Source organism: Bacillus sp. N1(2025), from assembly GCF_053470005.1.
In genome coordinates this window covers 268952-292521 of record NZ_JBLTJB010000004.1, presented here as the reverse complement: position 1 = coordinate 292521, position 23570 = coordinate 268952, and the positions used below count along the sequence as shown (strand labels likewise).

The following is a 23570-nucleotide window of genomic DNA, read 5'->3' as shown; positions in this document are numbered from 1 at the left end:
ATTAAAATCCCCATCTTACCAACAGTCCGGTATACGTCAATCCGCCGCCGAACCCGAATAATACCAGCGTCTGGCCTTCCGACAGTTTTTTTGCTTTCACAGCTTCATCCAAAGCGAGAATAATAGAAACCGATGAAGTGTTGCCGTAATATTCAACGCTTGTCAATGTCCGTTCAAGCGGGAAGGGCAGTTTTTCACAGATGGATTCGATCATCCGCATGTTGGCGCTGTGAGGAACGAACCAATCCAGATCGTCTTTTGAAAAGCCGGCTTTTTCTAAAAGGGCATTGCATTCCTCAGGCACGGTTCTGGCCGCCCATTTATATACTTCGCGCCCGTTTTGCACCATGTTTCCTCCGCCTTTAAGCGGCTCGCCGTTTAATTCTGCGCTCAGTCCGGTGCGATACAGCACGTCCGCGCTTCCTCCCGCTGTTCCTTGCACGGCTGCCAAAAAGCCCGGCGCTGATTCATCGCGTTCCACCAATAGGGCGCCTGCAGCGTCTCCGAAAAGAACGCAGGTCGTCCGGTCAGTATAATCCGTTACTTTTGATAATGTTTCACCGGCAATGACAATCACTTTTTGATGAGAACCGGCGGTAATTAATGCGTCTGCGAGCTGAAGGCCGTAAGTGAGTCCGGCGCATGTGGCGTTAATATCAAGCGCCCCCGTGTGCGGCCAGCCGAAGTAAGCCTGCACGCGTGCCGCGGTGCTTGGAAACGCATAGTCCGCCGTCGTTGTGGCGACAAGGATCATATCGACATCATCAAGAGTTCCGCTGTATCGTTCTGCAAGATTTTTCACCGCTTCCACACACAAATCCGATGTGAATTCATGTTCGCCGGCAATGCGTCTTTCCTTCATACCGGTGCGCTGGACGATCCATTCATCAGATGTATCGACGATGCGCTCCAAATCCGCGTTTGTTAATCGGCGTGCCGGAGCATATGTACCGATTGCTGTAATTTTAGATTTTGACATGAAAAAATCACTCCTTTATATCAGATTATAACACCTGATATTATTACTTGGTACTAATTTTAATAAAAAAACCCAAGCAGCATCCGCTGTTTGGGGAGCATGAGAATCTATTTGTAAAACGGGCTTGTGTGAACGATTACCAATGACGGCAGCGGCAGCATGAATGATGATGCTTCTTTTTATCTTTCTTCTTTTTATCTTTCTTCTTTTTACAAGGGTCTTCTTTTTTCTTTTTACAGTGATCTTTTTCTTTTTTACAGCCCCAGAAGGCTGCACCAGACCAATTATCCTCAAACCAATCCTCAAACCAATCATTATGAAATCTTTTCCGCTTGTGCGGTTTACGGCTGATCATACATTTCCCTCCTATGCTCATGCTCCCTTCATTCTATGAAAAAAGAGAAGGAAAAGATTGGACGGGTTATGGATCAAAAGAGTATATTTTAAGAAGAATAAAATTGATAGGAGGAATGACCTGTGGAAAATATGAAACATACGATGGAACTGATTAAAGAATTGGTGTCGATTCCGAGTCCGACGGGCAATACATACGAGGTTATCGCCTATACAGAAAGTCTTTTAAAAGAATGGGGCGTCTCCTCTTACAGGAACCGCAAAGGCGGTCTTTTTGTCACAATTCCCGGCCGTGATGACAAGAAACACAGATTGCTGACGGCGCATGTCGATACGCTCGGCGCGATGGTAAAGGAGATAAAGGCGGACGGCCGGCTGAAGATTGATTTGATCGGCGGCTTCCGATATAACTCGATTGAAGGGGAATATTGCGAGATCCAAACTTCTTCCGGCAAAACCTATACAGGCACCATCTTAATGCATCAGACTTCAGTGCACGTCTACAAGGACGCCGGCAAGGCAGAGCGGAATCAGGAGAATATGGAAGTCCGCCTTGATGAGCCTGTCCGGACGAAGGAAGAGACGTCCGATCTCGGCATCAGGGTCGGCGATTTCATCTCATTTGACCCGCGTGTGCAGATTACGCCGAGCGGCTTTATTAAGTCCCGTCATCTTGATGACAAAGCGAGCGTGGCTCTGCTCTTGAATTTAATCCGCCGCATCACGGAAGAGAAAATCGAACTTCCGTATACGACGCATTTTCTGATTTCTAATAATGAAGAAATCGGCTACGGAGGCAATTCCAACATTCCTCCTGAGACCGTCGAATACTTGGCTGTTGATATGGGGGCGATCGGAGACGGCCAGTCTACGGATGAATATACCGTCTCCATTTGCGTGAAGGATGCGAGCGGCCCGTACCATTATCAGCTCAGAAAACATCTGGCCGGCCTTGCGGAGCGCTATGGCATTGATTATCAGCTTGATATTTATCCGTATTACGGTTCTGATGCCTCAGCAGCCATCCGTTCGGGCCATGACATCGTCCACGGGCTGATCGGCCCGGGAATTGATGCTTCACACGCTTTTGAACGCACGCATGAGTTATCGCTTCTTAATACGGCGAAGCTTTTGCACCGGTACGTTCTATCGCCGATGGCATAAAAAACCCTGCGCGGAAATCATTCCGTGCAGGGTTTATTTTAACCTGAGATGGTTGTGTTTTGTTCTGTTTTGGCGAGGCTCATGACCTTCGCGCCTTTAACGGGATCATACTGGCCTTCCCATTTTGACATCACAACGGATGCCAGCGCGTTTCCGGTCAGATTGACGACCGTACGGGCCATGTCCATAATCCGGTCAACACCGGCGATGAATGCAAGGCCTTCTGCAGGAACGCCGATTGTGCCGAGTGTCGCAAGCAGGACGACGAAAGAAGTCCCGGGCACGGCAGCCATTCCTTTGGAAGTGACCATCAAGACAAGCACAAGGGTAATCTGCTGCCAAATGGTCAAGTCAATGTGGTATACCTGAGCGAGGAATAAAGCGGCGATTGATTGGTACAGCACAGATCCGTCTAAGTTAAAGGTATATCCGATCGGCACAACAAAGGAAACAATACCTTTCGGACAGCCGATTTTCTCCATCTTCTCCATGATGCGGGGGAGTACGGTTTCGGAGCTTGACGTACTGAACGCCAATAAAATTTCATCCTTCATATAGGCGAGGAATTTGAAAATGTTTAAACCGGCAAGCTTTCCGACGATTCCGAATACAACAATGAGAAAGAAAGCCAAAGCTACATATACTAAACCGACCAGTTTACCGAGTGAAAGCAGGGAACTGAGCCCAAATTTGGAAACGGTAACACCAATCAACGCAAAAACACCAAACGGCGCAACTTTCATGACGAGGTTCACAACATGGAACATCGCATGAGAAACACCTTCAAAGAAGGCCAAGACAGGCTTTCCTTTTTCACCGATTGCCGAGATGCCGAGTGCAAACAGCACGGTAAAGCAGATGATGGCAAGCAGATCTCCTTCGGCCAATGATTGGAAGAAGTTTGTCGGTACGATATGCAGGAATGTGTCCGCAACGGATTTGCCGCTTTGTTCTTTTTCTGTTTCAACATATTGACTGATATCTGTCTTTTGAGCTTCATGTATATTAACGCCTGCCCCCGGCTGAAACAGATTCGCCAAAGCCAGCCCGAGAATAATGGCAAAAGTAGTAATGATCTCAAAATACAAAATCGTTCTGAAGCCTAATTTTCCGACTTGTTTTCCGCTTCCCGCGCCGGCAACGCCGATGATTAAGCTGGAGACGACAATTGGAATCACTATCATTTTGATTAAGCGTAAAAACAAATCGCCGATAGGCTGTAAATATGTTGGAATGGCGGGATTGCCGTACCAGATGACACCGACTACAACCCCTAGTATGAGTCCGACGAAAATTTGCGTCGCTAGTCCAAAGCGTAATTTTTTCATAGATTACCTCCCGAAGAAAAAAGTGCAATAAGTATCTAAAAAGATAGCTATTAGAACAAATTATAATAGAAAAGAAAACAATCCGTCTATAGAAAAATATAGATTGAAAATACTGAATATTTTAAAACGTACAGATAATTGCTAATAATGGTGAATAACGCCCTATTCAGAAAGTATGATGACGGACGAAAAAAACGGGCGCCGCACAACTTAGAATTGTGCGGCGCCCTATTGTCACATATCCTTAATTTTCAAGCAGTCATTACACAAATTAATGTGACACTCATACTGCTCAACAATCTCATTTCCGCATTCTTCGCATTTCTTACCGGGTAAATTTCTGAAAAAATCCGACATCTTTTCCAACATACCCATCCCTCTTTCATTGTTTTGTCTTTACATTGTATTATAACAGTTTGAGAAAATCAACGGCTGTTTTGGCACAATGTTTAAAACATGCAATTTGTACGAAAAATAGGTATATTGGAGGAAAGGAACTTTTTATCATAAACATTCGGAGGATTATATGAAAGTTACAGTTATTGGATGCTGCGGCGGGTTTCCGGCCGCAAACGAAGCAACTTCAGGCTATCTGTTTCAGTCCGGCGGCTATTCTCTGCTCGTCGATTGCGGAAGCGCCGTATTATCAAAGCTGTTTGCCTATGTTCCGGCAGAAGAGCTTGATGCCGTCATTTTGTCCCATTATCATCATGATCACATCGCTGATATCGGGCCGCTTCAATTTGCCAAACAGGTCGGCTCCTTTCTCGGAAAAGGGACGCATGCACTGCCGATTTACGGGCATGATGCTGATATAGAACAGTTTGAGCGTCTTACATATAAAACGCATACAAAAGGAGTGGCCTATCAGCCGGACCGCCCGCTTTCTGCCGGGCCGTTCACCATTACCTTTCTGAAAACGGTGCATCCGGTCACCTGTTATGCGATGCGGATTACTGACGGTTCAGCTTCTGTTGTGTATACGGCTGATTCAAGCTACCAGGACGCGTTTATCCCGTTTGCGGAAAATGCCGATCTGCTGATCTGCGAGTGCAATTTTTACGCAGACCAGGACGGCACGTCAGCCGGCCATATGAACAGTTTGGAAGCCGGCCGTATCGCGAAGGAGGCCGGAGCGGGGGAGCTGATTCTCACGCATCTGCCTCATTTCGGCGAGCACCGGAAGCTGAAAGAAGAAGCGGAATCCGTGTTCGGGGGCGAAGTGACAATTGCCGCTTCCGGATTGAAGTGGGAGAAATAAAGGAGGAGCACCATGTTATTTATCGACAATCAAAACATAACCGACCCGAGGATCAACCTCGCGATCGAGGAATATTGCGTGAAGCATCTCGACCCTGAACAGACATACCTGCTGTTTTATGTCAATCAGCCGTCGATTATCATCGGGAAGAACCAAAACACAATAGAAGAAATCAATACGAAATACGTAGAAGATAACGGAATCATCGTCGTCCGCAGGCTGTCAGGAGGCGGTGCGGTTTACCATGACCTCGGGAATCTGAATTTCAGTTTTATCACCAAGGATGACGGGGACAGCTTTCACAATTTTAAAAAATTCACCGAACCCGTTATTCAGGCGCTGCGCCAGCTCGGTGTGGAAGCTGAATTAAGCGGCCGAAACGACATCGTCGCGGACGGCAGAAAAATTTCCGGCAACGCTCAATTTTCGACGAAAGGGCGTATTTTCAGCCACGGAACATTAATGCTGGATTCCGCCATTGATCATGTTGTATCAGCCTTGAAAGTGAAAAAGGACAAAATCGAATCAAAAGGCATTAAGTCAATCAGAAGCCGTGTCGCCAACATCAGCGAGTTTCTTGATGACAAAATGACGGCGGACGAATTCAAAAAGCACCTGCTTCACCATATTTTTAATACAAATGATCTTTCCGAAGTGCCGGAATATAAACTGACCGATGAAGACTGGAAAGCGATCCGGAAGATTTCCGAAGAGCGCTATCAAAACTGGGACTGGAATTTCGGCAGGTCGCCCGCATTTAATCTTCAGCATTCGAAACGTTATCCGGTCGGATCGATTGATCTGCGTCTTGAAGTGAAAAAAGGAATCATTCAGGACTGCAAAATTTTCGGTGATTTCTTCGGTGCGAAAGATGTGAGTGAAGTCGAACAGGCACTGACCGGAAAACAGTATGACCGAACCGCTATCAGGGAGGCGCTGGCCGGAATCGATCTGAAACAGTATTTCGGCAAAATAGAGCTGGAAGATTTCCTCGAGCTGATTTATTAGAACATTTGCCGAACGCATGATTTGAATCAGCGCCCGTTTTTGTGAAATGATAGAACCATAATGAATAGGGAGGGATCATGATGAAAGTATTTCTCATCGGAGCAAACGGACAGATCGGACAGCGGCTGACCGGGCTGTTTCAAAAAGACGGCACGCATACGCTGCGGGCGATGGTCCGGAAACAAGAACAGAAAGAAGCGCTTCAAGCCGCGGGAACAGAAGCCGTTCTTGCAGATTTGGAAGGAAGCCCGGAAGACATCGCGAAAGCCGCCGAAGGCTGTGACGCGATTGTGTTTACCGCCGGATCAGGAGGAAGCACCGGATACGATAAGACGCTTTTGATTGATCTTGACGGAGCGGCGAAAGCGGTAGAAGCGGCAAAGAAAGCCGGCATCAAGCGGTTCATTATGGTAAGCGCCCTTCAGGCTCATAACCGCGGCAATTGGAATGAAGCGCTGAAGCCGTATTACGCCGCAAAGCATTATGCGGATAAAATTCTTGAAGCGAGCGGTCTGACGTATACGATTATCCGGCCGGGCGGGTTATTAAATGATCCCGGCACGGGAAATATCAAAGCCGCGGCCGATTTAGAAAGAGGCTCCATTTCAAGAGACGATGTCGCCAAGACCGTTATCGCATCCCTTGATGAACCGAATACGTATGAAAAAGCATTCGATCTGACGGCGGGCGGCACGCCGGTCAGTGAAGCGCTGAAACAATTATAGTTTCCGGTTTTACGGCACTCGGGGCTTTTTGCCCTTGAGTGTTTTTCTATATTTTTCTATAATAAAAGTGAACGTTTATTCCGGATAAATGAATGACTATTCATTCATTACATTTTTAAAGGGGTGGGAAAATGAATCTGGTTTCCAAATTGGAAGAAACGGCATCGCAGAAACCGGAAAAACCAGCTTGTCTGTTTCAAGATCAGTACATGACGTATGAGGAGCTGGCAGGTAAAATCAAAGCATTTGCAAACGGCTTGGAGGACAGGGGACTGAAAAAAGGGGATCATCTCGCGCTGCTGCTCGGAAATACGCCTGATTTTGTTATTGCGTTTTTCGGCGCGTTAAAAGCGGGAATTGTCGTCATACCTGTTAATCCGGCATATACACCTTCAGAAATCGCATACATGCTGAAAAACGGCGATGTCAAAGCGATCGCCGGCATCGATCTATTAATTCCCGTATTTGAAAGCCTGCACGGCTCGCTGCCGCTGCTGGAGCATATCATTATCAGCCAGACAGCAGAGAACGCTCCATCGACAGAAGACCCTCAATTGCGCTTAAAAATGACAACGTTTACAAAAATGCTTCGCCCGGCGGAGCGCAGCAGAACTTATCCGACATTGTCAAAAGATGATACTGCCGTCATTTTATACACCTCAGGGACGACCGGAAAACCGAAAGGCGCCATGCTCACCCAACAGAATCTTTTCTCCAATGCAAATGATGTCGCCGGATACTTAGGAATGAATGAGAAAGACAAAATTGTGGCGGCATTGCCGATGTTTCACGTTTTTTGTTTAACCGTTTGTATGAATGCGCCTCTGATGAGCGGAGCGTGTGTCTTAATCGAGCCGCAATTCAGCCCGGCTTCTGTATTTAAACTGATTAAAAGCCGTCAGGCAACCATTTTTGCCGGCGTTCCGACGATGTATAACTATCTGTATCAATATGAACACGGCAAGGCGGAGGATTTTGCGTCCGTCAGACTGTGCATTTCAGGCGGCGCCTCCATGCCGGTCGCTCTGTTGCAGACGTTTGAACAAACCTTTGACGTCACCATTCTGGAGGGATACGGACTTTCTGAAGCGTCTCCGGTTACTTGTTTTAATCCGTTTGACCGGGGGAGAAAGCCGGGCTCGATCGGGACGAATATTTTACATGTCGAAAATAAAGTCGTCGATACACTCGGACGCGAATTGCCCGACCATCAAGTGGGAGAATTGATCGTGAAAGGGCCGAATGTGATGAAAGGCTATTACAAGATGCCCGAGGAGACGGAGCACGCGCTGAAAGACGGCTGGCTGTACACGGGTGATTTGGCGAAGCGCGATGAAGACGGTTATTTTTATATCGTCGACAGAAAAAAAGATATGATTCTCGTCGGCGGATACAACGTCTATCCGCGCGAAGTAGAAGAAGTGCTCTACAGCCATGAGGGCATTAAAGAAGCCGTGGTCATCGGCGTTCCTGACGCCAAAACGGGGGAAGCGGTGCATGCTTATATAGTGCCTGGGGACGGTGAGCTGACAGAGCAGGCGGTTTTTGATTACTGTGAAACACATTTGGCAAAATATAAACGGCCGGCGGAAGTGGTTTTTCTTGATGAGATTCCGAAGAATGCGACCGGGAAGCTGCTGAGACGGGCGGTCCGGGACATGCTTCCGAAATGACGGACGAAAAGCGAAGCCGGGGGCTTCGCTTTTACATGCTGATCCGGTCAGCTCTGCGATTCTTCCTTAATGATGCTTTGCACAAGCTTCGTATCATGCCGGGTCAGTTTGTAATACGTGTTTTTATACTTGTACATCATATAATTGCCGCCTTCGAGCCACATGCTGAATGAATCAAAACGGTCTTCATGATATTTGACCGTTCCGTCGTAATCGGGAGACACGCTTTTGGTCAGTTTGACTTGTTTTCCTTGGTTCAAGATATCGAGCATATCTTTTACATTCTGCCTGTCTTTAATTTTGATTTCTTTTTTTCCGTGCTCAGACAGAATAATCAGATCTGCGTTGCTTGATGGAAACACATCGCCGGTCCGGCTGTATACATAGAAGAAAGCAATAACCAAAAGGGCGATTACTACAATAAACGCGATTATTTTTTTCATATTCATCACTCCGTCTTTTAGTCTTTCCCGCTTCCTGTTGTTCCATTCTTTTCTGTTGTGAAAAGATTAACATCCGTTTCGGAGGCTTGGTTCTATTTATTTGCATTTATGCTTACAATAGGAGTAAGTCATAAGGCTAAGGAGGGAGACTTCTATGCGCAAATGGATAGCGGCAGCGGGACTTGCCTATGTGCTGTACGGCCTTTTTTTCTATTGGTATTTCTTTATGACAGGAGACTCCGCCGTCCCGGAGGCCGTAAAGGGAACGAAAGCCGATCCGTCCTCGTTTATGGACCCGGGCCGCCTGGCAGCCGCTGAAAACTTTTCAAATGTAAAGGATTTTTTATTTTTCATCGGAGCGCCGTTAGATTGGTTTTTATTTTTTCTGCTGCTCATTACGGGGCTTGCCAAAAAAATAAAGCATTGGCTGGAAGCAGCGGTGCGCTTTCGGGTGCTGCAAATCGTAAGCTTCGTATTTGTGATTTCACTCATCGTTACGGCGGCTTCGCTTCCGCTTGAGTGGATCGGATATCGGGTTTCGCTTGCGTATCATATTTCGACGCAGACAGCAGCAAGTTGGATAAGAGACCATGTCATTGATTTCTGGATCAGCTTTCCGCTGTTTGCCGTGTGTGTGCTTGTGTTTTACTGGCTGATCACAAAGCATACAAAAAAATGGTGGTTTTACGCTTGGTGTCTTACTGTGCCGTTTACCCTGTTTTTGTTTTTCCTGCAGCCGGTCGTGATTGATCCTTTATACAATGATTTCTATCCGCTGAAAGACAAGGAGCTGGAAAGCAAAATTTTGTCGCTTGCCGACAAGGCCGACATTCCGGCCAGCCATGTTTATGAAGTAAATATGTCGGAGAAAACGAATGCGCTGAATGCGTATGTGACGGGGATCGGTTCGAATAAGCGAATCGTTTTGTGGGATACGACGCTTAACAAACTGAAGGATCGGGAAATTTTGTTCATTATGGGGCATGAGATGGGGCACTATGTGATGAAGCACGTGTACATCGGACTGGCCGGGTATCTGCTGCTGTCATTAGCCGGGTTCTATATCATTGACAAGCTTTATAAGCGGCTGTCCAAATTCTTCGGCCGAATGCTCCATATAAAGGGGCCTGAAGATCTGGCCGCCCTCCCGCTGTTATTGCTGCTCATATCCGTTCTCAGTTTTGCTTCTGATCCGATTACGAATGCCGTCTCCAGGTATCAGGAAAACGCCGCCGACCGTTACGGCATCGAGCTGACCGGAAACCGGGAAGCGGCGATTGAGACGTTTCAGGACTTGGCCGATACGGGACTGAGCCGGGTCAACCCGCCGTTTCTCGTCAAAATCTTCAGAGGGAGCCACCCGTCGATCATGGAGCGGATTGAACATGCGGAGGAAGAAAAATAATAAAAAAACCGGCGGGGCCATGGCCGACGCCGGTTTTTTATGTTTTACTGAGCTGCCGCCTGTACGTTGATCAGCCCTTTTCCGTAGTAGAAAGCATCACCAAGTTTTGTAGTGGTGTTTTCTAAACTGCTGCGGACTTGAGTGTTTGTCCAGTTCGGGTGCTTAGAAAGAATCAAAGCAGCCGCTCCGGCAACATGCGGAGATGCCATTGACGTACCATTGTACGCGCCGTATTTGTTTCCAGGAAGCGTGCTTTGGATAGAGACGCCTGGTGCCATGACATCAAGCTCAGAACCTACGCTTGAGAAAGATGCTCGTTGGTTGCTGCTGTTAACAGCGCCTACCGCAATGACAGAAGGGTATTTACCAGGATAGCCCACTGTGCTTGAGCCGCCGGAAGTGCCTTCGTTACCGGCTGCCGCAACGACTACGATGCCGGAAGCAACGGCTTTGTCAACTGCCGCTTTTAACGCTGCAGAACCAGAAGGTCCGCCGAGGCTCATGTTAATAACGTCCATATTGTTTGCGATCGCCCACTCAATTCCGTTAATGATCCAGCTGTACTGGCCGGAACCGTCAGCGCCGAGAACTTTTACAGCGTAAAGAGATGCGCTTGGTGCAACGCCTAATACACCGACTGAGTTATTAAGAGCCGCAACTGTACCGGCAACGTGAGTTCCGTGAGAGTTGTTGTCTTGGAAAGGATTTGTTTCAGAAGGAACCATGCTGGCCCCGCCTGCTACCTTTAAATCAGGATGAGAAGAATCGATACCGCTGTCGATAACCGCTACTTTAACATTTGATCCGGTGAAGCCTTGAGAGTGCAGAGCAGGGGCTTTAATTTGTGATACGCCGTAAGGCACGGACTGCGCGTACGCCTGTGCAACGTGATCTTCTTCAACGTAAGCGACGCTAGGGTCTTTTTTCAGCTCTTTTACAGCTTTTTCATTTAATGTAGCTGAAGCTGCGTCTACATATTTGAATTGCTTTTGCACTTTCCCGCCTTTTTCAGAAATGACATCTTTTTTCTTAGCGGCGCTCATCGTGCTCATTGTCTGTTTAAATCCGACAATGTATTTCTTTTCCCCGTTTGATTTCCCTGCCGCCTGGGCAGGAGACGTGCTGCCGAACGCCATCGTAAAGATTAACGCTAAAGCAAACAGCAAACTGATCCATACCTTTTTGCCTCTCACTCTTTATCCTCTCCTTTTTTTCATTTGCAGAACAACCAATAGACAGATTATTCTGTGGATTAATTGTATAGCATGGAATAATATTTTAGTAGACCCAATTTTTTTCAGTTTGTTTTATTTCTATTTAGGTATATCATCTCTCTTTCGTTTAATAGGAACCCGAAATATTTAAATTTTAATGGAAAAAACCGATGGAAGGACATGAGTATTTGTACACAGCCGTGAGCGCTCTCTTGTTTGCTGGGTCGAACGGTTTGATTCCATTTTTGGAAGCTGCGGCAAAAACAGGATAAATGTCACCTTTTGTTGAATGCAGAAGTCTGATGGAAACGAAAGCGGAATGAAATAAAGCGGCCGGCATGAATCAGTCTTCGGCTTTCTTGACGTAGAAAAGCTGGGAAACCATTTTATAAAAATAATGATAATGAATATCATTGATACTTATATTGTCAATGATATAATTGCGGAAAAATGAAAGAGGGGGAACAGATGAAACCAATTTTCAGTATGCTGATGATCTTATCCGTTCTCTTCATAACGGGATGCTCAGAACAGGAACATGAAACCGCCGTCAGGCATGATCTGGGGACGGCACATGTGGCTGCGCATCCGCAGCGCGTCGCCGTATTGAATGATGGCTTTATTGATACCCTCCATGATCTCGGCATAAAGCCGGCGGCCGCGGCGGATGACCGGGCAGAGCGAAACGACGGCAGTCCGTCCGTCGGGCTCCCGTCACATCCCGATTTGAAAAAGATCACTTCGTTAAAGCCCGATCTCATCATTGCTGACTCAAGCCTTCACAAGGGGATATACCATGAGCTGACAAAGATCGCTCCGACAATCGCTTTACAAAATGAAGCTGCGGATTATCAGGATGCGGTTGACGCTGCCCTTACTATTGAAAAGGCGGTCGGTAAAGATGGCATCATAGAGAAACAATTGTCGGCCCAGGAAGAAAAGCTGAATGACATCAAAAGAAAGCTGGATGCAGAAGGCGGCACGATTTTATTAATTGACGCTGCAAATGACAGCATTTCCGTAAAGGATGACCGGTTTTTCACATCCCGGCTTTTGACGCTCGCAGGGTTTACATATGCGGTCCAGACGGATTCCGGCGGGAAATCAGACTCTATCAAAATGACGCCCGGGCAGCTTTTGCATATCGATCCTGATTACATCGTACTGTTGGACGGTGAGAAAGAACTCGAAAAAAATCACCTCTGGAAACAGCTGACAGCCGTAAAAAACGGACACGTTTACCGCGCGGACAGGGCGGTATGGACGGAGCGCCGGAGCATTGACGGTGCGGACGCCATATTACATGATCTTCAGAAAAAAATGCTCGCCAAAAAGGCCCAAAACTGAATTCGGGCCTTTTTGTTATGATTCTGATAGGTGGCTGCTTATATTGTAATCTTTGACGCGCCACTTATTTTCAATTCGTTCGATATTGCTCAGGCACGCATTGACAAGCTTTGCGTTTTGTATGTCGGTATCACCGTCAGAAATGGCGGACAAGAGGGCGTGAATGGCTGCGCCATGAGCGACGATCAGTACTTTTTGCTCAGGAAACCGCTCCTGAACTTTCACTAAACCGGCAAGCATTCTGTCTGTCAGCTCTTCTGCTGTCTCCATGTTCGGGTAGTTTTTATCCGGGTAGCGCTTCGACCGTTCCGGTAAAGACATTCCTTCCGCATCACCGTAGCTCCGTTCTCTGAAATCTTCCATGACGACAATGGGAAGATTCAAAAACCCGTTAATAATGTCAGCTGTTTTTCTGGCCCGTTTCATCGGGCTTGAGACGATGACATCCCATTCGGACCCCTTTAAGTACTCTCCTGTTTCTTTCGCCTGACGCTCTCCCGTCGCATTTAACGGAATATCCGATTTGCCTTGAAGCTTCTTTTGGGCATTCCAATCAGTCTCTCCATGTCTTACTAAACAAACGGCAGTCATAAAGTCTCCACTCCGATCAATTTTTTATCGATATCATCTATTATACTGCCGTTACGTTAACACTTCAAAGAGAAGCGCCAGTCCGACTCCGCCTCCGCTGCCGATTGCTGCTGCTGCGTAGCGGGCATCCGGGCGTCTTTTTGCTTCATAAAAAAGCCGGGTGACAAGCGCCGCCCCGGAAGCCCCGTACGGATGCCCGACGGCCAGAGCGCCGCCCCGGACATTTATTTTAGAATACGGCACTTGAAGCTGCTGTGAAAAAACGCATATTTTGACGGCAAACGCCTCGTTGATTTCGTATATATCAATATCATCCGGTGACAGGTTCCGTTCCTTCAAAAGCTTTTTGACGGCATAAACCGGGGCTGCTGACGGATAATGCGGATGGACGCCGCTTACCGCGCTTCCGATAAAACGCAATCCCGGCTTTAAACCGAGAGACAGCGCTTTTTGTTCTTCCATCACACAAACTGCCGCCGCCCCGTCAGAAATTCCGCAGCTGTTGGCGGCGGTGACAGAGCCTCCGGACTGAAAGACGGGTTTGGCACGGGAGATGAGAGGCTCCATGTTCCGCTTTTTCAGCATGTTTTCGTCAGCGGCGAATCCGTGACAGGGAAGAATTTCCCGGCGGTACAAGCCGTCTTCGTGCGCTTTGACGCTCCGTTCATAGCTGAGAAGGGCATATTCGTCCTGCATCTTTCTCGTTACGCCGTAAGCCTGTGCCGTATACTCGGCTGCTATGCCCATATCAGGATCGCCGATGTGTTCAGGAGAAAAGCGCGCCCGGGATGAGAAAGGGGAACGGCTGCTGCTCTCCGCTCCTCCCGCGATGTACATGCTCCCCGCGCCGGCTTTAACAAAGTGGCACGCGACCCTCACGGCGTCCAGTCCGGAGCCGCACTGTCTGTCGATGGTCGTACCGGACACGCTCAAAGGAAGTCCGGCGGCCAAGGCTGACAGCCGGGCGAGATTCCCGCCGCGGCCCGTCGCGTTTCCGATCAGGACTTCATCAATGTCTTCGGGCATGTTCCGGCTCAAATGGCGAATCAGCGGAGCTGCCAAATCTTCTGGGAGACAGTCTTTTAACAGGCCGTTTTCCCGGGCGAAAATCGTCCGTTTCGCATCCGTAATTACAGCTTCCATTCCATCATGTCCTTTGCCTGCTTTTGTACGGCGGCACGGGCGATCTTTCCGCCGGCTGTTTCCGGTATTTCTGAAAACAGCCATTTTTTCGGGATTTTATATGCCGCCAGCTGCTCGCGGCACTGTTTCTTCAGTTCCTTTACATTTGCATGTCCGTCGATCACCGCAACGGCGATGCTGCCCCAATAATCATCAGGAATGCCGATGACGGCCGCTTTTCTGACGCCCGGACAGCGGTTGAGCACACGTTCTATCTCTTCCGGGAATACATTCAGGCCGCCTGATACGATCATCCCGTTTTCACGTCCTTCGATATAAAGATAGCCTTCACGATCGATATACCCCATGTCATCAACCGTCATCCAGCCGGAATCATCAGGTTTTGCGCCGTTGATGTATCCGGAAAATTTCATCGGGCTGTTCACAAAAATCTTCCCCGTTTCGCCCGGCATGCAGCGTTCTCCTCCGGGGCGGCGGATTTCGATTGTAACATTTTCAAACGGGCGGCCCGCCGCGTCAGGCTTTCGGGCGCTGTCTTCAGGCGATAAGAACGCCACGAAACTCAGCTCAGACGTTCCGTAAAAATCGTACAACCGCAAATGGGGATAGCGCTCTGACAGCGCTTGTTTTGACGAAGCGGGCCAGTCTGCACCGGAAGAAATCACCTTGAGCGGTGTATCCGGAAACGCCTCTAGTGAGAGCAGGGCATCCGTCATTGTCGGCACGGTATATAGAACGTCAGCTTGTCTGAGCCGGTCTTTCATTCCGGCCGGATTGAATTTTCTTTGAAGGATGACGGTTCCGCCGATAAACAAAGTGCTGACGGCGCCGTATAAAAAGTGTGACGAGCGAAGCGTGCCCGGTACCAGCACTTTGTCATCAGGGGAAATGCCGAATTCACGTTTCGTACAAGAAAAGCTCTCCAGCCACGAACGGTGAGAGCGGGTGAAGGCTTTCGGCTTACCGGTCGATCCCGAGGTGAATCCGGTATAAAAGGGCAGGCCGGTGTTTTCGATAAAAGCGCCTTCCGTTTTTTCCGCCTCGATCAAAGGCCTGCATTCATCCCACAGGATGACAGGCGTTTTGACGCCGTCCAGTCTGCCGCTCAGCCGGCGGTCACAGATGACGAGGTCGGTTTTGCTGATGTTAAGCTGGTCCGCGAGTTCCGCCGCTGCCGAGCGGGGATCTAACGGAACCGCCGTGCAGCCGGCATGCGCCGCGCCTGCGAAAAGTTGTAAAAATGGGATGCCGTTCGGCAGTAATATTGCAATGTTTTCGGGCTTATCTATAAGGCTGCCAAGCCAGTTTGCGGTTTGGTTTACCAGCCTGTTCCAAGTTTGATAGTTGATCTGTTCTGTTTCTGTCTGAATTGCGATCTGTTCCGGCGCTTGTCCGGCTGTATCTGAATATGATGATGTAATCATGATGACTAAAATCAGCTTCCTTTCGTCGGCAAAAGCCGGCTTGCTTGAAGAGTTTTTCTGATTCTTACGGCTGCGAATGAGGCTGCGGCCGCTTTAAGCAGATCTCCGGGCACATAGATGAGGCTGAGCTTTACGGCAGTCAAGATATCAATGTGCATCATAAAAGCCTGAACGGGAATGCCGATGACATACAAAAACAGCACGCCGAACAAGAACTGTCTGATAAACAAATGGGGGACAGCAGCTGAGCGAAGGCCTTGGATGCTGAGGCTCAGAAGTAATGCCGCCAGCGGATATGCGATGAGATATCCGGCGCTCGGCCCGAAAAAAACCCCGAACCCGCCTCTGCCGCCTGAAAGGAGAGGCGCTCCGCATGCCACAATCAGCAAAAAAAGCAATTGGCTTAAAAACGCCGCTTTCGGTTTTAGGATGCTTCCCGATAAGAGCACACCGATCGTCTGGAGCGTAATCGGAACCGGCGTAAAGGATAAGAAAAGCGGCGGGAGCAGCCCCAAAAGTCCCATAATGGCGGTAAACACGGCAATATGCATCATTTCTGTCAATTTCATTATGTATTCCTCCAGCTTATCAAAATATGTTTATACAATAAAGCGAGTCTTTATATATGTCAACTCTATTATATTTCAAGTTAACATTAAAAAGACCGGCCCTTTATGAAAAAGGCCGGTCGGTTTATCTTTATTCTTCTGTAAGGATAACAAGTGAATCAACGGATGATGCAACGTGGGAAACGGCGCGGCTGACTTCTTGAAGGCCGCCGAGAAAGGCCTGCAAATCAACGTCGATTTTGCCTGTCTGGTCTTTGCTCGTTTTCATGCTTTGGACGATGTCATCAAACAGACGGTTGATCTGCGTCATTTTTTCTTTCGTTTCACTTACAAGTCCGTTGACATCTTTAATATGTTTGGACACGATGTTGATTTGTGTATTGGTATTGTTCACGAGCTCTGATACGGTGGAAACGGTTTTTTTCGTATCCTCTGAAAGCTTTCTTACCTCCGTCGCCACAACGGCGAACCCTTTGCCGTGCTCCCCGGCTCTCGCGGATTCTATTGAAGCGTTGAGTGACAGGAGATTCGTTTGCTCGGCGATCCCCGTCACGATGCCGAAGATTTTTTCGATCTGCTGGGCGATGTCATTCAGCTTGTCCATTTCTTCTTCAATCTGCAGAAGGCTGGCGTCGATTTTATTCATCTGCTTCTGCTGGCTTTCAAGCTCTTTTTTCCCGCCGATTGATTTTTCTTCGACATGTACGGAAGTGACGGTGCCGGCTTTTGACGCCTCGGAAATGCCCTCGGATTTATCGACCAGCTCCTGCACGGCTCTGCTCGTTTCTGAAAACAAATCAGCGAGTGATCCTGATGTTTCCTGGATTTTTTGATGAAGACGGGCTTTCTTTTCCTCTTGTTCGTCACGCTGGCAGTTATATTCAGTCTGGAATGCTTCAAGGACGAGCTGCTGTTCAAGATTCAATATTTTCGTCGTCGCTTTGATCGCTTTTAAAAGCTCATGCAAATCCGGAATTGCTGCTTCATATATGTTCATCATCGACAGAAGCAGATCCTGAAACGCTCCCATATACCATTTCGGTTCAAGGCCGATCCGCAAGTGAATGGAAGCGATGCGCTGTCTTTTTTCAATGAATTCATCATCAATCGTGCCGGCGAACATCTCATGGATATGACGCCGTAATGTTTTTTTCAGGCGCTCCACCGTGCTGTGGTCGTTAATGATCGTCATTAATGACTTTTCGTGATCCAGGTTTCGGTAAAAGGAATCGACGATTGTTGAGATATGTTCTTTAATTAATGGCTGCAGCTCTTCAAGCACATGAAGTTCTTCGTTTCCGAGCCTAACCATTTTCAGCTGTTTTTGGACATCTGCATATTGATTTGAAAGCGCGATGCGTTTTTTTTCATCGGCTTCTGAAAAATAAGCTGTTTCTTTTTTGCGGTCTTTTTTAAATAACAATATAAGTTCCCCCAGATATTCTCTTTTTCTTTTTATCGGTATGGAAGGAACTTGAATGAAGGAATCTGATAAAAATATTTTAATGCGGAAAAAAATAAAACCATTCGTACAGAATGGTTTAGTCAATCTTGGCTGAGGCGCTTCAGCGGCTTGATGGCGGGACCTTCGGCAACCCCGCCGTCAGGTGTGAACCGGGACCCGTGACAAGGACAGTCCCACGTCCGTTCGCCGTCATTCCATTCGACCTCACAGCCCAAATGGGTGCATGTCGTATCGACAAGATGCAGACAGCCTTTTTCATCTTTATAGGCGCCGGCCCGTTTGCCGTTTACCGTTACGATTTTTCCCTCCCCGGGCCGAAGAGTCTCAGGTGAAGCGTCCGGCCTCTCAAGTTTGCCCGAGATAAGGTGTTTGGCCACGTCGGCATTATAAGAAATCAGTTTTTTCAGTCCCGGATCTGCGTGGAAGCGTGACGGAATAAACAGGCCGGAAAACGGGTTCTTTTTGTTTTGAATATGATCAGCCAAAAGCTTCGCGGCGAGCGCTGAGCTTGTCATACCCCATTTTTTAAAACCGGTCGCCGCCAAAATATGTTCTTCATCGCCCGAGATGGGACCGATGAACGGAATTTTGTCAATGGTGACAAGGTCTTGTGCAGACCAATGATATGGGATGCTTTCAACTCCGATTGTGTCTTCCGCAAATTGTTTCAGTGCTTCGTAATGCTCGGACATTTCTTTTCCTTGGCCTGTTTTGTGGCTTTCGCCGCCGACAAGAACCAGTTTTTCACCGTTCAAATCGGTGTATCGCAGTGATCTGGACGGCTTGTCTATGCTGAGATACATCCCGTCCGGATACGCTTGTTTCGGTTTTACCGCGAGTACGTAGGATCTGCTGGCATACATTCTGGCGGCGTAAAGCCCGCCTCCGTCATAAAAAGGAAAGTGGGAAGAGCAGACAATGTAGCTGCACTTGATGCCGTGTCTGTTTTTCGTGACCACTTCCGGCTGCGGTTCTTTTTTTATGTCGATCGCAGCCGTCTGTTCAAAAATCCGCGCCCCGTTTTTAACGATCTCTTTGACGAGCGCCGCGCCATATAAAAGCGGATGGAATTGCGCCTGATTCTTCATGGCGAGGCCGAGCCTGCAATCAACAGGGACGGGAAGTTCTTTCACAAGCTCGTGTTCAATGCCGAGCTTGGTATAAGCTTCCTGCTCACTGCGGATTTTTTTGGCGCCTGATTCTGTATTGGTGTAAAGATATGCGTCTTGTTCAATCAGTCTGCAGTCAATCGAAAGGTCCTTGATGATCTGCTTCATGTCTTCCATGGCGCGGAGATGGGCTTCGAAATACAGCCTTGCGCTGGTCTGTCCGATCTGCTGAATAAGATCGGCATAGATGAAATCATGCTGGGCGGTGATTTTTGCGGTCGTGCCCGCGGTCGTCCCGTTTAAAATCCGGTCTGCTTCAATGACAGCGACACGGAAACCTCTTTTCGTCAGTTCGTATGCCGTTGTCAGGCCCGTAATTCCTCCGCCGATAACCGCAACGTCACATTCCGTATCTTCAGTGAGGGCGGGAAAGGAAGGAATGTCAGCTGTTGCTTTCCAATAGGAAGCCGGTTCCTCGTTTGAAAAAGTAGTCAATTCAGATTTACCTCCTCTGTTGTATATTCTTAATTTTTCCAATAAGACTCTGTTCATACATGAAATTCGTATAAGTTGCTCAAATTACTCATAATATAGTAATTAATGTAAAGGAGTGATCAAAATGGCTAATCAGAAGAAGAAAACCTTGCCGCCGCAGCATCAAAACCGGCAGCCGGGCTTTGAATATGTAATGGACCCGCGCCCCGTTTTTGACAAACCGAAAGCGGCGAAAAAACTTGAAGGGAAAACGGCGATCATCACGGGCGGAGACAGCGGGATCGGCCGCGCCGTATCCGTTTTATTCGCGAAGGAAGGCGCTAATGTGGTCATCGTTTACTTTGATGAGCATCAGGATGCCGAAGAGACGAAGCAATATGTAGAAAAAGAGGGGGCGAAGTGTCTGCTGATCGCAGGGGATGTCGGCGACGAAGCCTTCTGCAACGATGTCATCCGCCAGGCGGGCCAAGCCTTTCCTTCCATTGACATCCTGGTCAACAACGCGGGTGAGCAGCACGTGCAGCCGGGGATTGAGAAAATCACGAGCCACCAGCTCATCAGAACGTTTCAGACGAATATTTTTTCAATGTTTTACTTAACGAAAGCCGCGCTCCCTCACCTGAAAAAAGGAAGTTCAATCATTAATACGGCCTCCATTACCGCCTATAAAGGCCACAAAACATTGATTGACTATTCAGCGACAAAAGGGGCGATCGTCACGTTTACAAGATCTCTTTCCCAATCTCTTGTCACTCAGGGCATCAGGGTAAACGCAGTGGCGCCGGGGCCGATCTGGACGCCGCTGATCCCGGCGAGCTTCTCGGCGAAGGAAGTGGAAGTCTTCGGCTCAGATGTGCCGATGCAGCGCCCGGGAGAGCCTGTTGAAGTGGCGCCGAGCTATTTGTACCTAGCAAGCGATGATTCTTCATATGTCACGGGCCAGACGATTCATGTGAACGGCGGCACCATCGTAAACGGATAATGTAAAAAAAGCCAATCCATATGGATTGGCTTATTCACTCTGTTTGAGTGCGGCATATTCTTTTGAAAGCGTGAGGAACGCTTCTTTATTTTTATCATCAAGCGCCTTATTAATCTGCATTGTCAGCATGGCGATCCGGCGTTTATACAAGGATTCATCAAGCACCATTTGAATGTAAATATCGGCCATTGTCACATCGAATTCGTTTGCTTTTTGCGTGTTGCGGGACTTCATGAGCTCAGTGTACGACTTTTTCTCTTTCATAAAGAATCCCCCCAATGCCTTTTTTATAGTATATGGATAACGGCCGGAAAAATCAATTAATTTTTATAATCTTTAGACAACTAATACTTGGAAATATATCGACATATCCTGCAAATTGACGAAAAAACAAAAATGATCATTGTATAATGAGGTGAAATGAAAAAGAAAAATAATATTTAAATAGTAATTTAAGACTAAATTACATCTTTAAAAGGTGATTTTTAGCTATATTCGAAAAAAACCTGTCGTTTTCCAATGACAGATGATAGATTATTAGTATAAATTTTCAAGAAAAGGATTGGAGGCTGCACATCATGTGCCAGAAAACACACGCACCCTTAGAAAGCTACGAAGTAAATCGTTCAACCATCGCTGTTTTGCCTGAGGAAATAGACGGTAAAATGGGGTCGAAGGTCATTGAAAAAGACTGCATTCTGTATGTCAGCATGAAGCCGATTCACATCATCGACAGAAGCTGCCGCTACTTTGGCTCCAGCTATGCCGGGAGAAAAGCGGGAACATATGAAGCGATTAAAATTTCTCACAAGCCGCCGATTATGGTGGACCCTTCAAATCACATCTTTTTATTCCCTACACTTTCTTCTGCAAGGCCTCAATGCGGCTGGATATCGCATGTGCACGTTAAAGATTTTCAACCGACGGCATTTGATGACACAGCGGTCACGTTCTCAAACGGCAAAACGATGGAACTGGAAGTATCCTATCATTCTTTTGAAAATCAGGTTTACAGAACCGCCTATCTCAGAACCACTTTTCAGGACAGGATGGGCAGTCATATCCCGAAGCGGCAGGAATTCATGCTGTATCCGAAAGAAGAGCGGACAAGAATGATCTACGACTTTATTTTGCGGGAGCTGGGGGAGAGATATTAGAGAGAGCTGTGATGTGAAGGGACGGGTCCTCTCCTTTTGGGGAGGGCTTTTTTCGATTTACATGCCGGTATAGAGTTGTATCGTGTCCGTCTGTTGGCTATGATGATGTAAAGAGTAATGATATTTCATTTTAGGAGAGATGGGCATGGATGTGTTTGCAAAATATGTATCAGGAATCGATAACCCGGATCACCGTCTCAAAGCAGAGGAAATTTTGTCGTGGACGGCTGGCCAATTTCCGAACTTAGAAGCGCAGATCAAGTGGAACAAACCGACATTTACCGATCACGGCACCTATATCATTATGTTTGCCGCGGCAAAAAATCATTTGAGCATTTTACCTGAAAAAGAGACGATGGAGCATTTTGCCGATGACATCGCCCAGGCCGGGTACAGCGCTTCTTCGCGCCTGTTCAGAATTCGATGGACTGATCCGGTGCACTATGATCTGCTTAAGAAGATCATCGAATTTAACATCAAGGAAAAAGCTGAAAATCCGGGTTTTTGGCGCTAGCGGACGTGATGTTGAAGGAGGAAGACATGGACGTTTTCAAAGACTATTTATCAAGTAACGACAGCCCTGATCATCGTCTGCGAATGGAGGAAATCCTGTCGTGGACGGCTGGCCAATTTCCGAACTTAGAAGCGCAGATCAAGTGGAACACGCCGATGTTTACCGATCACGGCACCTTTATTATCGGCTTTGCGGCAGCAAAGCATCATGTAAGTGTTTCCCCCGAAGAAGCTGGAATTGCGCATTTTGCCGACGACATTGCCCGTGCCGGCTACAGCGCTACTTCCCGTTTGTTCAGAATTCAATGGACTGAACCGGTGCATTATGAGCTGCTTGAACGCATGATTCAATTCAATATTCAGGATAAGGCGGACTGCTCAGCATTTTGGCGGAAATAATGAAAGAAATGTTAAAAAAACAACCCTGAGGAGGGCTGTTTTTTTATTGGAAACACATGATCAGCCCATTTTAATCAAGAAGCAATGGATGACGTACTATAAAAAATAAGGAGTACGAAGCAGTGAATGAATTTTATAAGGCGTTAACACATGTAAATAAAATTTTTTATGAACCAAATCACTTAACGATACATGATATTCAAGAAGAAGCTCAAAATTCAGAGTATGGGGCCGGTATGTTTCAACTGCATTCAAAATCAGTTCGATTCAGAGTCGCAAAAATAACGCCTAACAAGATAGGACAGTTTGTTGCTTTTTGGGAAAAAGATGGAGATGGTAAAAACCACGCCTTTTCATATGAAAAAGCTGCTGATTTATTGGTTATCAATACTTTTGCCGGTAATAATCATTTTGGACAATTTGTTTTTCCAAAAGAAGTTCTTGTAAAGCAAAATATCCTTAAAACAGCCGCTGCAAAAGGAAAAATGGCAATTAGAGTTTACCCTAAATGGGAAAATCCCACTAGCAAACAAGCTATCAAAACACAAAAATGGCAGTTGGCATATTTTGTAGAGGCGAACGATGCAGATCGTTTTCCAGCACAAGACCTGTTAAAGCTATATTCTAACTAAAATTGGACAGCCCTGAGCCGGCTGACAGTATGTGAAGTTAACCGGTGCGTGAGTTGGAGAATAACGGGGAACCTCAACAAATGAGGTTCCTCTAATTGTTATATAGAAATCGACATTTTGAATGTAACAGAGTTTGTTTATTAAACGTAATCCGAAAAATAAAGGATTTGCGTATCCGGCAGACCCTCAC

The 23570-nt window shown here is 47.2% G+C and carries 25 protein-coding genes and 1 pseudogene; 12 read left to right on the top strand and 14 right to left on the bottom strand.

Going from position 1 to position 23570, the window contains the following annotated elements; genetic code table 11:
* Nucleotide 1: 1 nt before the first annotated feature.
* Nucleotides 2-979, bottom strand: coding sequence for a beta-ketoacyl-ACP synthase III FabHB (gene fabHB, locus ACNFN4_RS11875; protein ID WP_003155217.1), 978 nt, complete (start codon nucleotides 977-979; stop codon nucleotides 2-4).
* A gap of 136 nt (nucleotides 980-1115) precedes the next feature.
* Nucleotides 1116-1334, bottom strand: a complete 219-nt coding sequence (locus ACNFN4_RS11870) for a hypothetical protein (protein WP_017417388.1) — start codon at nucleotides 1332-1334, stop codon at nucleotides 1116-1118.
* A 131-nt stretch (nucleotides 1335-1465) separates the two neighbouring features.
* On the opposite strand from ACNFN4_RS11870, the gene ACNFN4_RS11865 reads away from it, so the two are divergent.
* Nucleotides 1466-2497, top strand: a complete 1032-nt coding sequence (locus tag ACNFN4_RS11865; RefSeq protein ID WP_204283013.1) for a M42 family metallopeptidase — start codon at nucleotides 1466-1468, stop codon at nucleotides 2495-2497.
* A 38-nt stretch (nucleotides 2498-2535) separates the two neighbouring features.
* Here the strand turns inward: ACNFN4_RS11865 and ACNFN4_RS11860 are convergent, their stop codons facing one another.
* Both ACNFN4_RS11860 and yhfH read right to left on the bottom strand, forming a co-directional pair.
* Nucleotides 2536-3825 carry a cation:dicarboxylate symporter family transporter gene (locus tag ACNFN4_RS11860; RefSeq protein ID WP_007610442.1) on the bottom strand — a complete coding sequence of 430 codons (1290 nt, stop codon included), beginning with the start codon at nucleotides 3823-3825 and terminating at the stop codon, nucleotides 2536-2538.
* A gap of 234 nt (nucleotides 3826-4059) precedes the next feature.
* Nucleotides 4060-4182, bottom strand: coding sequence for a protein YhfH (gene yhfH / locus ACNFN4_RS11855; RefSeq protein WP_370465857.1), 123 nt, complete (start codon nucleotides 4180-4182; stop codon nucleotides 4060-4062).
* A 169-nt stretch (nucleotides 4183-4351) separates the two neighbouring features.
* Between yhfH and ACNFN4_RS11850 the strand changes: the two genes are divergently transcribed.
* The 4 genes from ACNFN4_RS11850 to ACNFN4_RS11835 all read left to right on the top strand — a co-directional run bounded on the left by ACNFN4_RS11850 (nucleotide 4352) and on the right by ACNFN4_RS11835 (nucleotide 8492).
* Nucleotides 4352-5086: an MBL fold metallo-hydrolase gene (locus tag ACNFN4_RS11850; protein WP_017417389.1), complete on the top strand. Its 735-nt coding sequence runs from the start codon at nucleotides 4352-4354 to the stop codon at nucleotides 5084-5086.
* A 12-nt stretch (nucleotides 5087-5098) separates the two neighbouring features.
* Entirely contained in the window at nucleotides 5099-6094 is a 996-nt protein-coding gene (lplJ, locus tag ACNFN4_RS11845) for a lipoate--protein ligase LplJ (protein WP_003155205.1), read from the top strand.
* An 80-nt stretch (nucleotides 6095-6174) separates the two neighbouring features.
* Nucleotides 6175-6819 carry an SDR family oxidoreductase gene (locus ACNFN4_RS11840; RefSeq protein WP_032863814.1) on the top strand — a complete coding sequence of 215 codons (645 nt, stop codon included), beginning with the start codon at nucleotides 6175-6177 and terminating at the stop codon, nucleotides 6817-6819.
* 131 nt (nucleotides 6820-6950) lie between these two features.
* Complete coding sequence (locus tag ACNFN4_RS11835) at nucleotides 6951-8492, top strand: fatty acid--CoA ligase family protein (RefSeq protein ID WP_014417347.1); 1542 nt, start codon at nucleotides 6951-6953, stop codon at nucleotides 8490-8492.
* Between the two features lie 47 nt (nucleotides 8493-8539).
* Here ACNFN4_RS11835 and ACNFN4_RS11830 read toward each other — a convergent pair whose 3' ends face one another.
* On the bottom strand, nucleotides 8540-8935 hold the full coding sequence (locus ACNFN4_RS11830) for a hypothetical protein (RefSeq protein ID WP_007409201.1): 396 nt from the start codon (nucleotides 8933-8935) through the stop codon (nucleotides 8540-8542).
* A gap of 154 nt (nucleotides 8936-9089) precedes the next feature.
* On the opposite strand from ACNFN4_RS11830, the gene ACNFN4_RS11825 reads away from it, so the two are divergent.
* A complete protein-coding gene (locus ACNFN4_RS11825) occupies nucleotides 9090-10340 on the top strand; it encodes a M48 family metallopeptidase (RefSeq protein WP_003155197.1) in 1251 nt (416 codons plus the stop codon).
* Between the two features lie 44 nt (nucleotides 10341-10384).
* Here the strand turns inward: ACNFN4_RS11825 and ACNFN4_RS11820 are convergent, their stop codons facing one another.
* Complete coding sequence (locus ACNFN4_RS11820) at nucleotides 10385-11533, bottom strand: S8 family peptidase (protein ID WP_061862038.1); 1149 nt, start codon at nucleotides 11531-11533, stop codon at nucleotides 10385-10387.
* Between the two features lie 489 nt (nucleotides 11534-12022).
* Between ACNFN4_RS11820 and ACNFN4_RS11815 the strand changes: the two genes are divergently transcribed.
* On the top strand, nucleotides 12023-12901 hold the full coding sequence (locus tag ACNFN4_RS11815; protein ID WP_014417350.1) for an ABC transporter substrate-binding protein: 879 nt from the start codon (nucleotides 12023-12025) through the stop codon (nucleotides 12899-12901).
* Nucleotides 12902-12916: 15 nt separating this feature from the next.
* Here the strand turns inward: ACNFN4_RS11815 and ACNFN4_RS11810 are convergent, their stop codons facing one another.
* From ACNFN4_RS11810 to ACNFN4_RS11780, 7 genes and pseudogenes are all read right to left on the bottom strand, one after another.
* Nucleotides 12917-13492 (bottom strand): histidine phosphatase family protein, encoded by a 576-nt coding sequence (locus ACNFN4_RS11810; RefSeq protein ID WP_017417397.1) that lies wholly within the window; start codon nucleotides 13490-13492, stop codon nucleotides 12917-12919.
* 51 nt (nucleotides 13493-13543) lie between these two features.
* Complete coding sequence (locus ACNFN4_RS11805; protein ID WP_095060904.1) at nucleotides 13544-14635, bottom strand: acetyl-CoA C-acyltransferase; 1092 nt, start codon at nucleotides 14633-14635, stop codon at nucleotides 13544-13546.
* A complete protein-coding gene (locus ACNFN4_RS11800) occupies nucleotides 14623-16059 on the bottom strand; it encodes an acyl-CoA synthetase (protein WP_448200195.1) in 1437 nt (478 codons plus the stop codon). The genes ACNFN4_RS11805 and ACNFN4_RS11800 overlap by 13 nt, the downstream gene beginning before the upstream one ends.
* Before the next feature lie 11 nt (nucleotides 16060-16070).
* Complete coding sequence (locus ACNFN4_RS11795; RefSeq protein WP_003155185.1) at nucleotides 16071-16628, bottom strand: biotin transporter BioY; 558 nt, start codon at nucleotides 16626-16628, stop codon at nucleotides 16071-16073.
* Nucleotides 16629-16758: 130 nt separating this feature from the next.
* On the bottom strand, nucleotides 16759-17274 hold the full coding sequence (locus tag ACNFN4_RS11790; RefSeq protein ID WP_369719112.1) for a methyl-accepting chemotaxis protein: 516 nt from the start codon (nucleotides 17272-17274) through the stop codon (nucleotides 16759-16761).
* A 243-nt stretch (nucleotides 17275-17517) separates the two neighbouring features.
* Nucleotides 17518-18051: pseudogene (locus tag ACNFN4_RS11785) on the bottom strand (protoglobin domain-containing protein); the annotation flags it as partial.
* Nucleotides 18052-18173: 122 nt separating this feature from the next.
* Nucleotides 18174-19697: an FAD-dependent oxidoreductase gene (locus ACNFN4_RS11780; protein ID WP_014417355.1), complete on the bottom strand. Its 1524-nt coding sequence runs from the start codon at nucleotides 19695-19697 to the stop codon at nucleotides 18174-18176.
* A 124-nt stretch (nucleotides 19698-19821) separates the two neighbouring features.
* Here ACNFN4_RS11780 and ACNFN4_RS11775 point away from each other — a divergent pair, with 124 nt between their 5' ends.
* Complete coding sequence (locus tag ACNFN4_RS11775) at nucleotides 19822-20679, top strand: SDR family oxidoreductase (protein ID WP_007610477.1); 858 nt, start codon at nucleotides 19822-19824, stop codon at nucleotides 20677-20679.
* A gap of 30 nt (nucleotides 20680-20709) precedes the next feature.
* Here ACNFN4_RS11775 and ACNFN4_RS11770 read toward each other — a convergent pair whose 3' ends face one another.
* Complete coding sequence (locus tag ACNFN4_RS11770) at nucleotides 20710-20943, bottom strand: IDEAL domain-containing protein (RefSeq protein WP_007610478.1); 234 nt, start codon at nucleotides 20941-20943, stop codon at nucleotides 20710-20712.
* Nucleotides 20944-21257: 314 nt separating this feature from the next.
* On the opposite strand from ACNFN4_RS11770, the gene ACNFN4_RS11765 reads away from it, so the two are divergent.
* The 4 genes from ACNFN4_RS11765 to ACNFN4_RS11750 all read left to right on the top strand — a co-directional run bounded on the left by ACNFN4_RS11765 (nucleotide 21258) and on the right by ACNFN4_RS11750 (nucleotide 23380).
* Entirely contained in the window at nucleotides 21258-21836 is a 579-nt protein-coding gene (locus ACNFN4_RS11765; protein ID WP_003155179.1) for a competence protein ComK, read from the top strand.
* Between the two features lie 145 nt (nucleotides 21837-21981).
* Nucleotides 21982-22350 carry an iron chaperone gene (locus ACNFN4_RS11760; RefSeq protein WP_012117235.1) on the top strand — a complete coding sequence of 123 codons (369 nt, stop codon included), beginning with the start codon at nucleotides 21982-21984 and terminating at the stop codon, nucleotides 22348-22350.
* A gap of 26 nt (nucleotides 22351-22376) precedes the next feature.
* Nucleotides 22377-22748 carry an iron chaperone gene (locus tag ACNFN4_RS11755; RefSeq protein ID WP_448200194.1) on the top strand — a complete coding sequence of 124 codons (372 nt, stop codon included), beginning with the start codon at nucleotides 22377-22379 and terminating at the stop codon, nucleotides 22746-22748.
* A gap of 122 nt (nucleotides 22749-22870) precedes the next feature.
* Nucleotides 22871-23380 carry a MepB family protein gene (locus ACNFN4_RS11750; protein ID WP_029973182.1) on the top strand — a complete coding sequence of 170 codons (510 nt, stop codon included), beginning with the start codon at nucleotides 22871-22873 and terminating at the stop codon, nucleotides 23378-23380.
* Nucleotides 23381-23570 lie beyond the last annotated feature (190 nt).

Excerpts from the sequence above, each read along its gene's own strand:
- fabHB (WP_003155217.1), bottom strand. The coding sequence starts at position 979 with ATGTCAAAATCTAAAATTACAGCAATCGGTACATATGCTCCGGCACGC.
- ACNFN4_RS11870 (WP_017417388.1), bottom strand. The coding sequence starts at position 1,334 with ATGATCAGCCGTAAACCGCACAAGCGGAAAAGATTTCATAATGATTGG.
- ACNFN4_RS11865 (WP_204283013.1), top strand. The coding sequence starts at position 1,466 with ATGAAACATACGATGGAACTGATTAAAGAATTGGTGTCGATTCCGAGT.
- ACNFN4_RS11860 (WP_007610442.1), bottom strand. The coding sequence starts at position 3,825 with ATGAAAAAATTACGCTTTGGACTAGCGACGCAAATTTTCGTCGGACTC.
- yhfH (WP_370465857.1), bottom strand. The coding sequence starts at position 4,182 with ATGTCGGATTTTTTCAGAAATTTACCCGGTAAGAAATGCGAAGAATGC.
- ACNFN4_RS11850 (WP_017417389.1), top strand. The coding sequence starts at position 4,352 with ATGAAAGTTACAGTTATTGGATGCTGCGGCGGGTTTCCGGCCGCAAAC.
- lplJ (WP_003155205.1), top strand. The coding sequence starts at position 5,099 with ATGTTATTTATCGACAATCAAAACATAACCGACCCGAGGATCAACCTC.
- ACNFN4_RS11840 (WP_032863814.1), top strand. The coding sequence starts at position 6,175 with ATGAAAGTATTTCTCATCGGAGCAAACGGACAGATCGGACAGCGGCTG.
- ACNFN4_RS11835 (WP_014417347.1), top strand. The coding sequence starts at position 6,951 with ATGAATCTGGTTTCCAAATTGGAAGAAACGGCATCGCAGAAACCGGAA.
- ACNFN4_RS11830 (WP_007409201.1), bottom strand. The coding sequence starts at position 8,935 with ATGAAAAAAATAATCGCGTTTATTGTAGTAATCGCCCTTTTGGTTATT.
- ACNFN4_RS11825 (WP_003155197.1), top strand. The coding sequence starts at position 9,090 with ATGCGCAAATGGATAGCGGCAGCGGGACTTGCCTATGTGCTGTACGGC.
- ACNFN4_RS11815 (WP_014417350.1), top strand. The coding sequence starts at position 12,023 with ATGAAACCAATTTTCAGTATGCTGATGATCTTATCCGTTCTCTTCATA.
- ACNFN4_RS11810 (WP_017417397.1), bottom strand. The coding sequence starts at position 13,492 with ATGACTGCCGTTTGTTTAGTAAGACATGGAGAGACTGATTGGAATGCC.
- ACNFN4_RS11805 (WP_095060904.1), bottom strand. The coding sequence starts at position 14,635 with ATGGAAGCTGTAATTACGGATGCGAAACGGACGATTTTCGCCCGGGAA.
- ACNFN4_RS11800 (WP_448200195.1), bottom strand. The coding sequence starts at position 16,059 with ATGATTACATCATCATATTCAGATACAGCCGGACAAGCGCCGGAACAG.
- ACNFN4_RS11795 (WP_003155185.1), bottom strand. The coding sequence starts at position 16,628 with ATGAAATTGACAGAAATGATGCATATTGCCGTGTTTACCGCCATTATG.
- ACNFN4_RS11790 (WP_369719112.1), bottom strand. The coding sequence starts at position 17,274 with ATGAATAAAATCGACGCCAGCCTTCTGCAGATTGAAGAAGAAATGGAC.
- ACNFN4_RS11775 (WP_007610477.1), top strand. The coding sequence starts at position 19,822 with ATGGCTAATCAGAAGAAGAAAACCTTGCCGCCGCAGCATCAAAACCGG.
- ACNFN4_RS11770 (WP_007610478.1), bottom strand. The coding sequence starts at position 20,943 with ATGAAAGAGAAAAAGTCGTACACTGAGCTCATGAAGTCCCGCAACACG.
- ACNFN4_RS11765 (WP_003155179.1), top strand. The coding sequence starts at position 21,258 with ATGTGCCAGAAAACACACGCACCCTTAGAAAGCTACGAAGTAAATCGT.
- ACNFN4_RS11760 (WP_012117235.1), top strand. The coding sequence starts at position 21,982 with ATGGATGTGTTTGCAAAATATGTATCAGGAATCGATAACCCGGATCAC.
- ACNFN4_RS11755 (WP_448200194.1), top strand. The coding sequence starts at position 22,377 with ATGGACGTTTTCAAAGACTATTTATCAAGTAACGACAGCCCTGATCAT.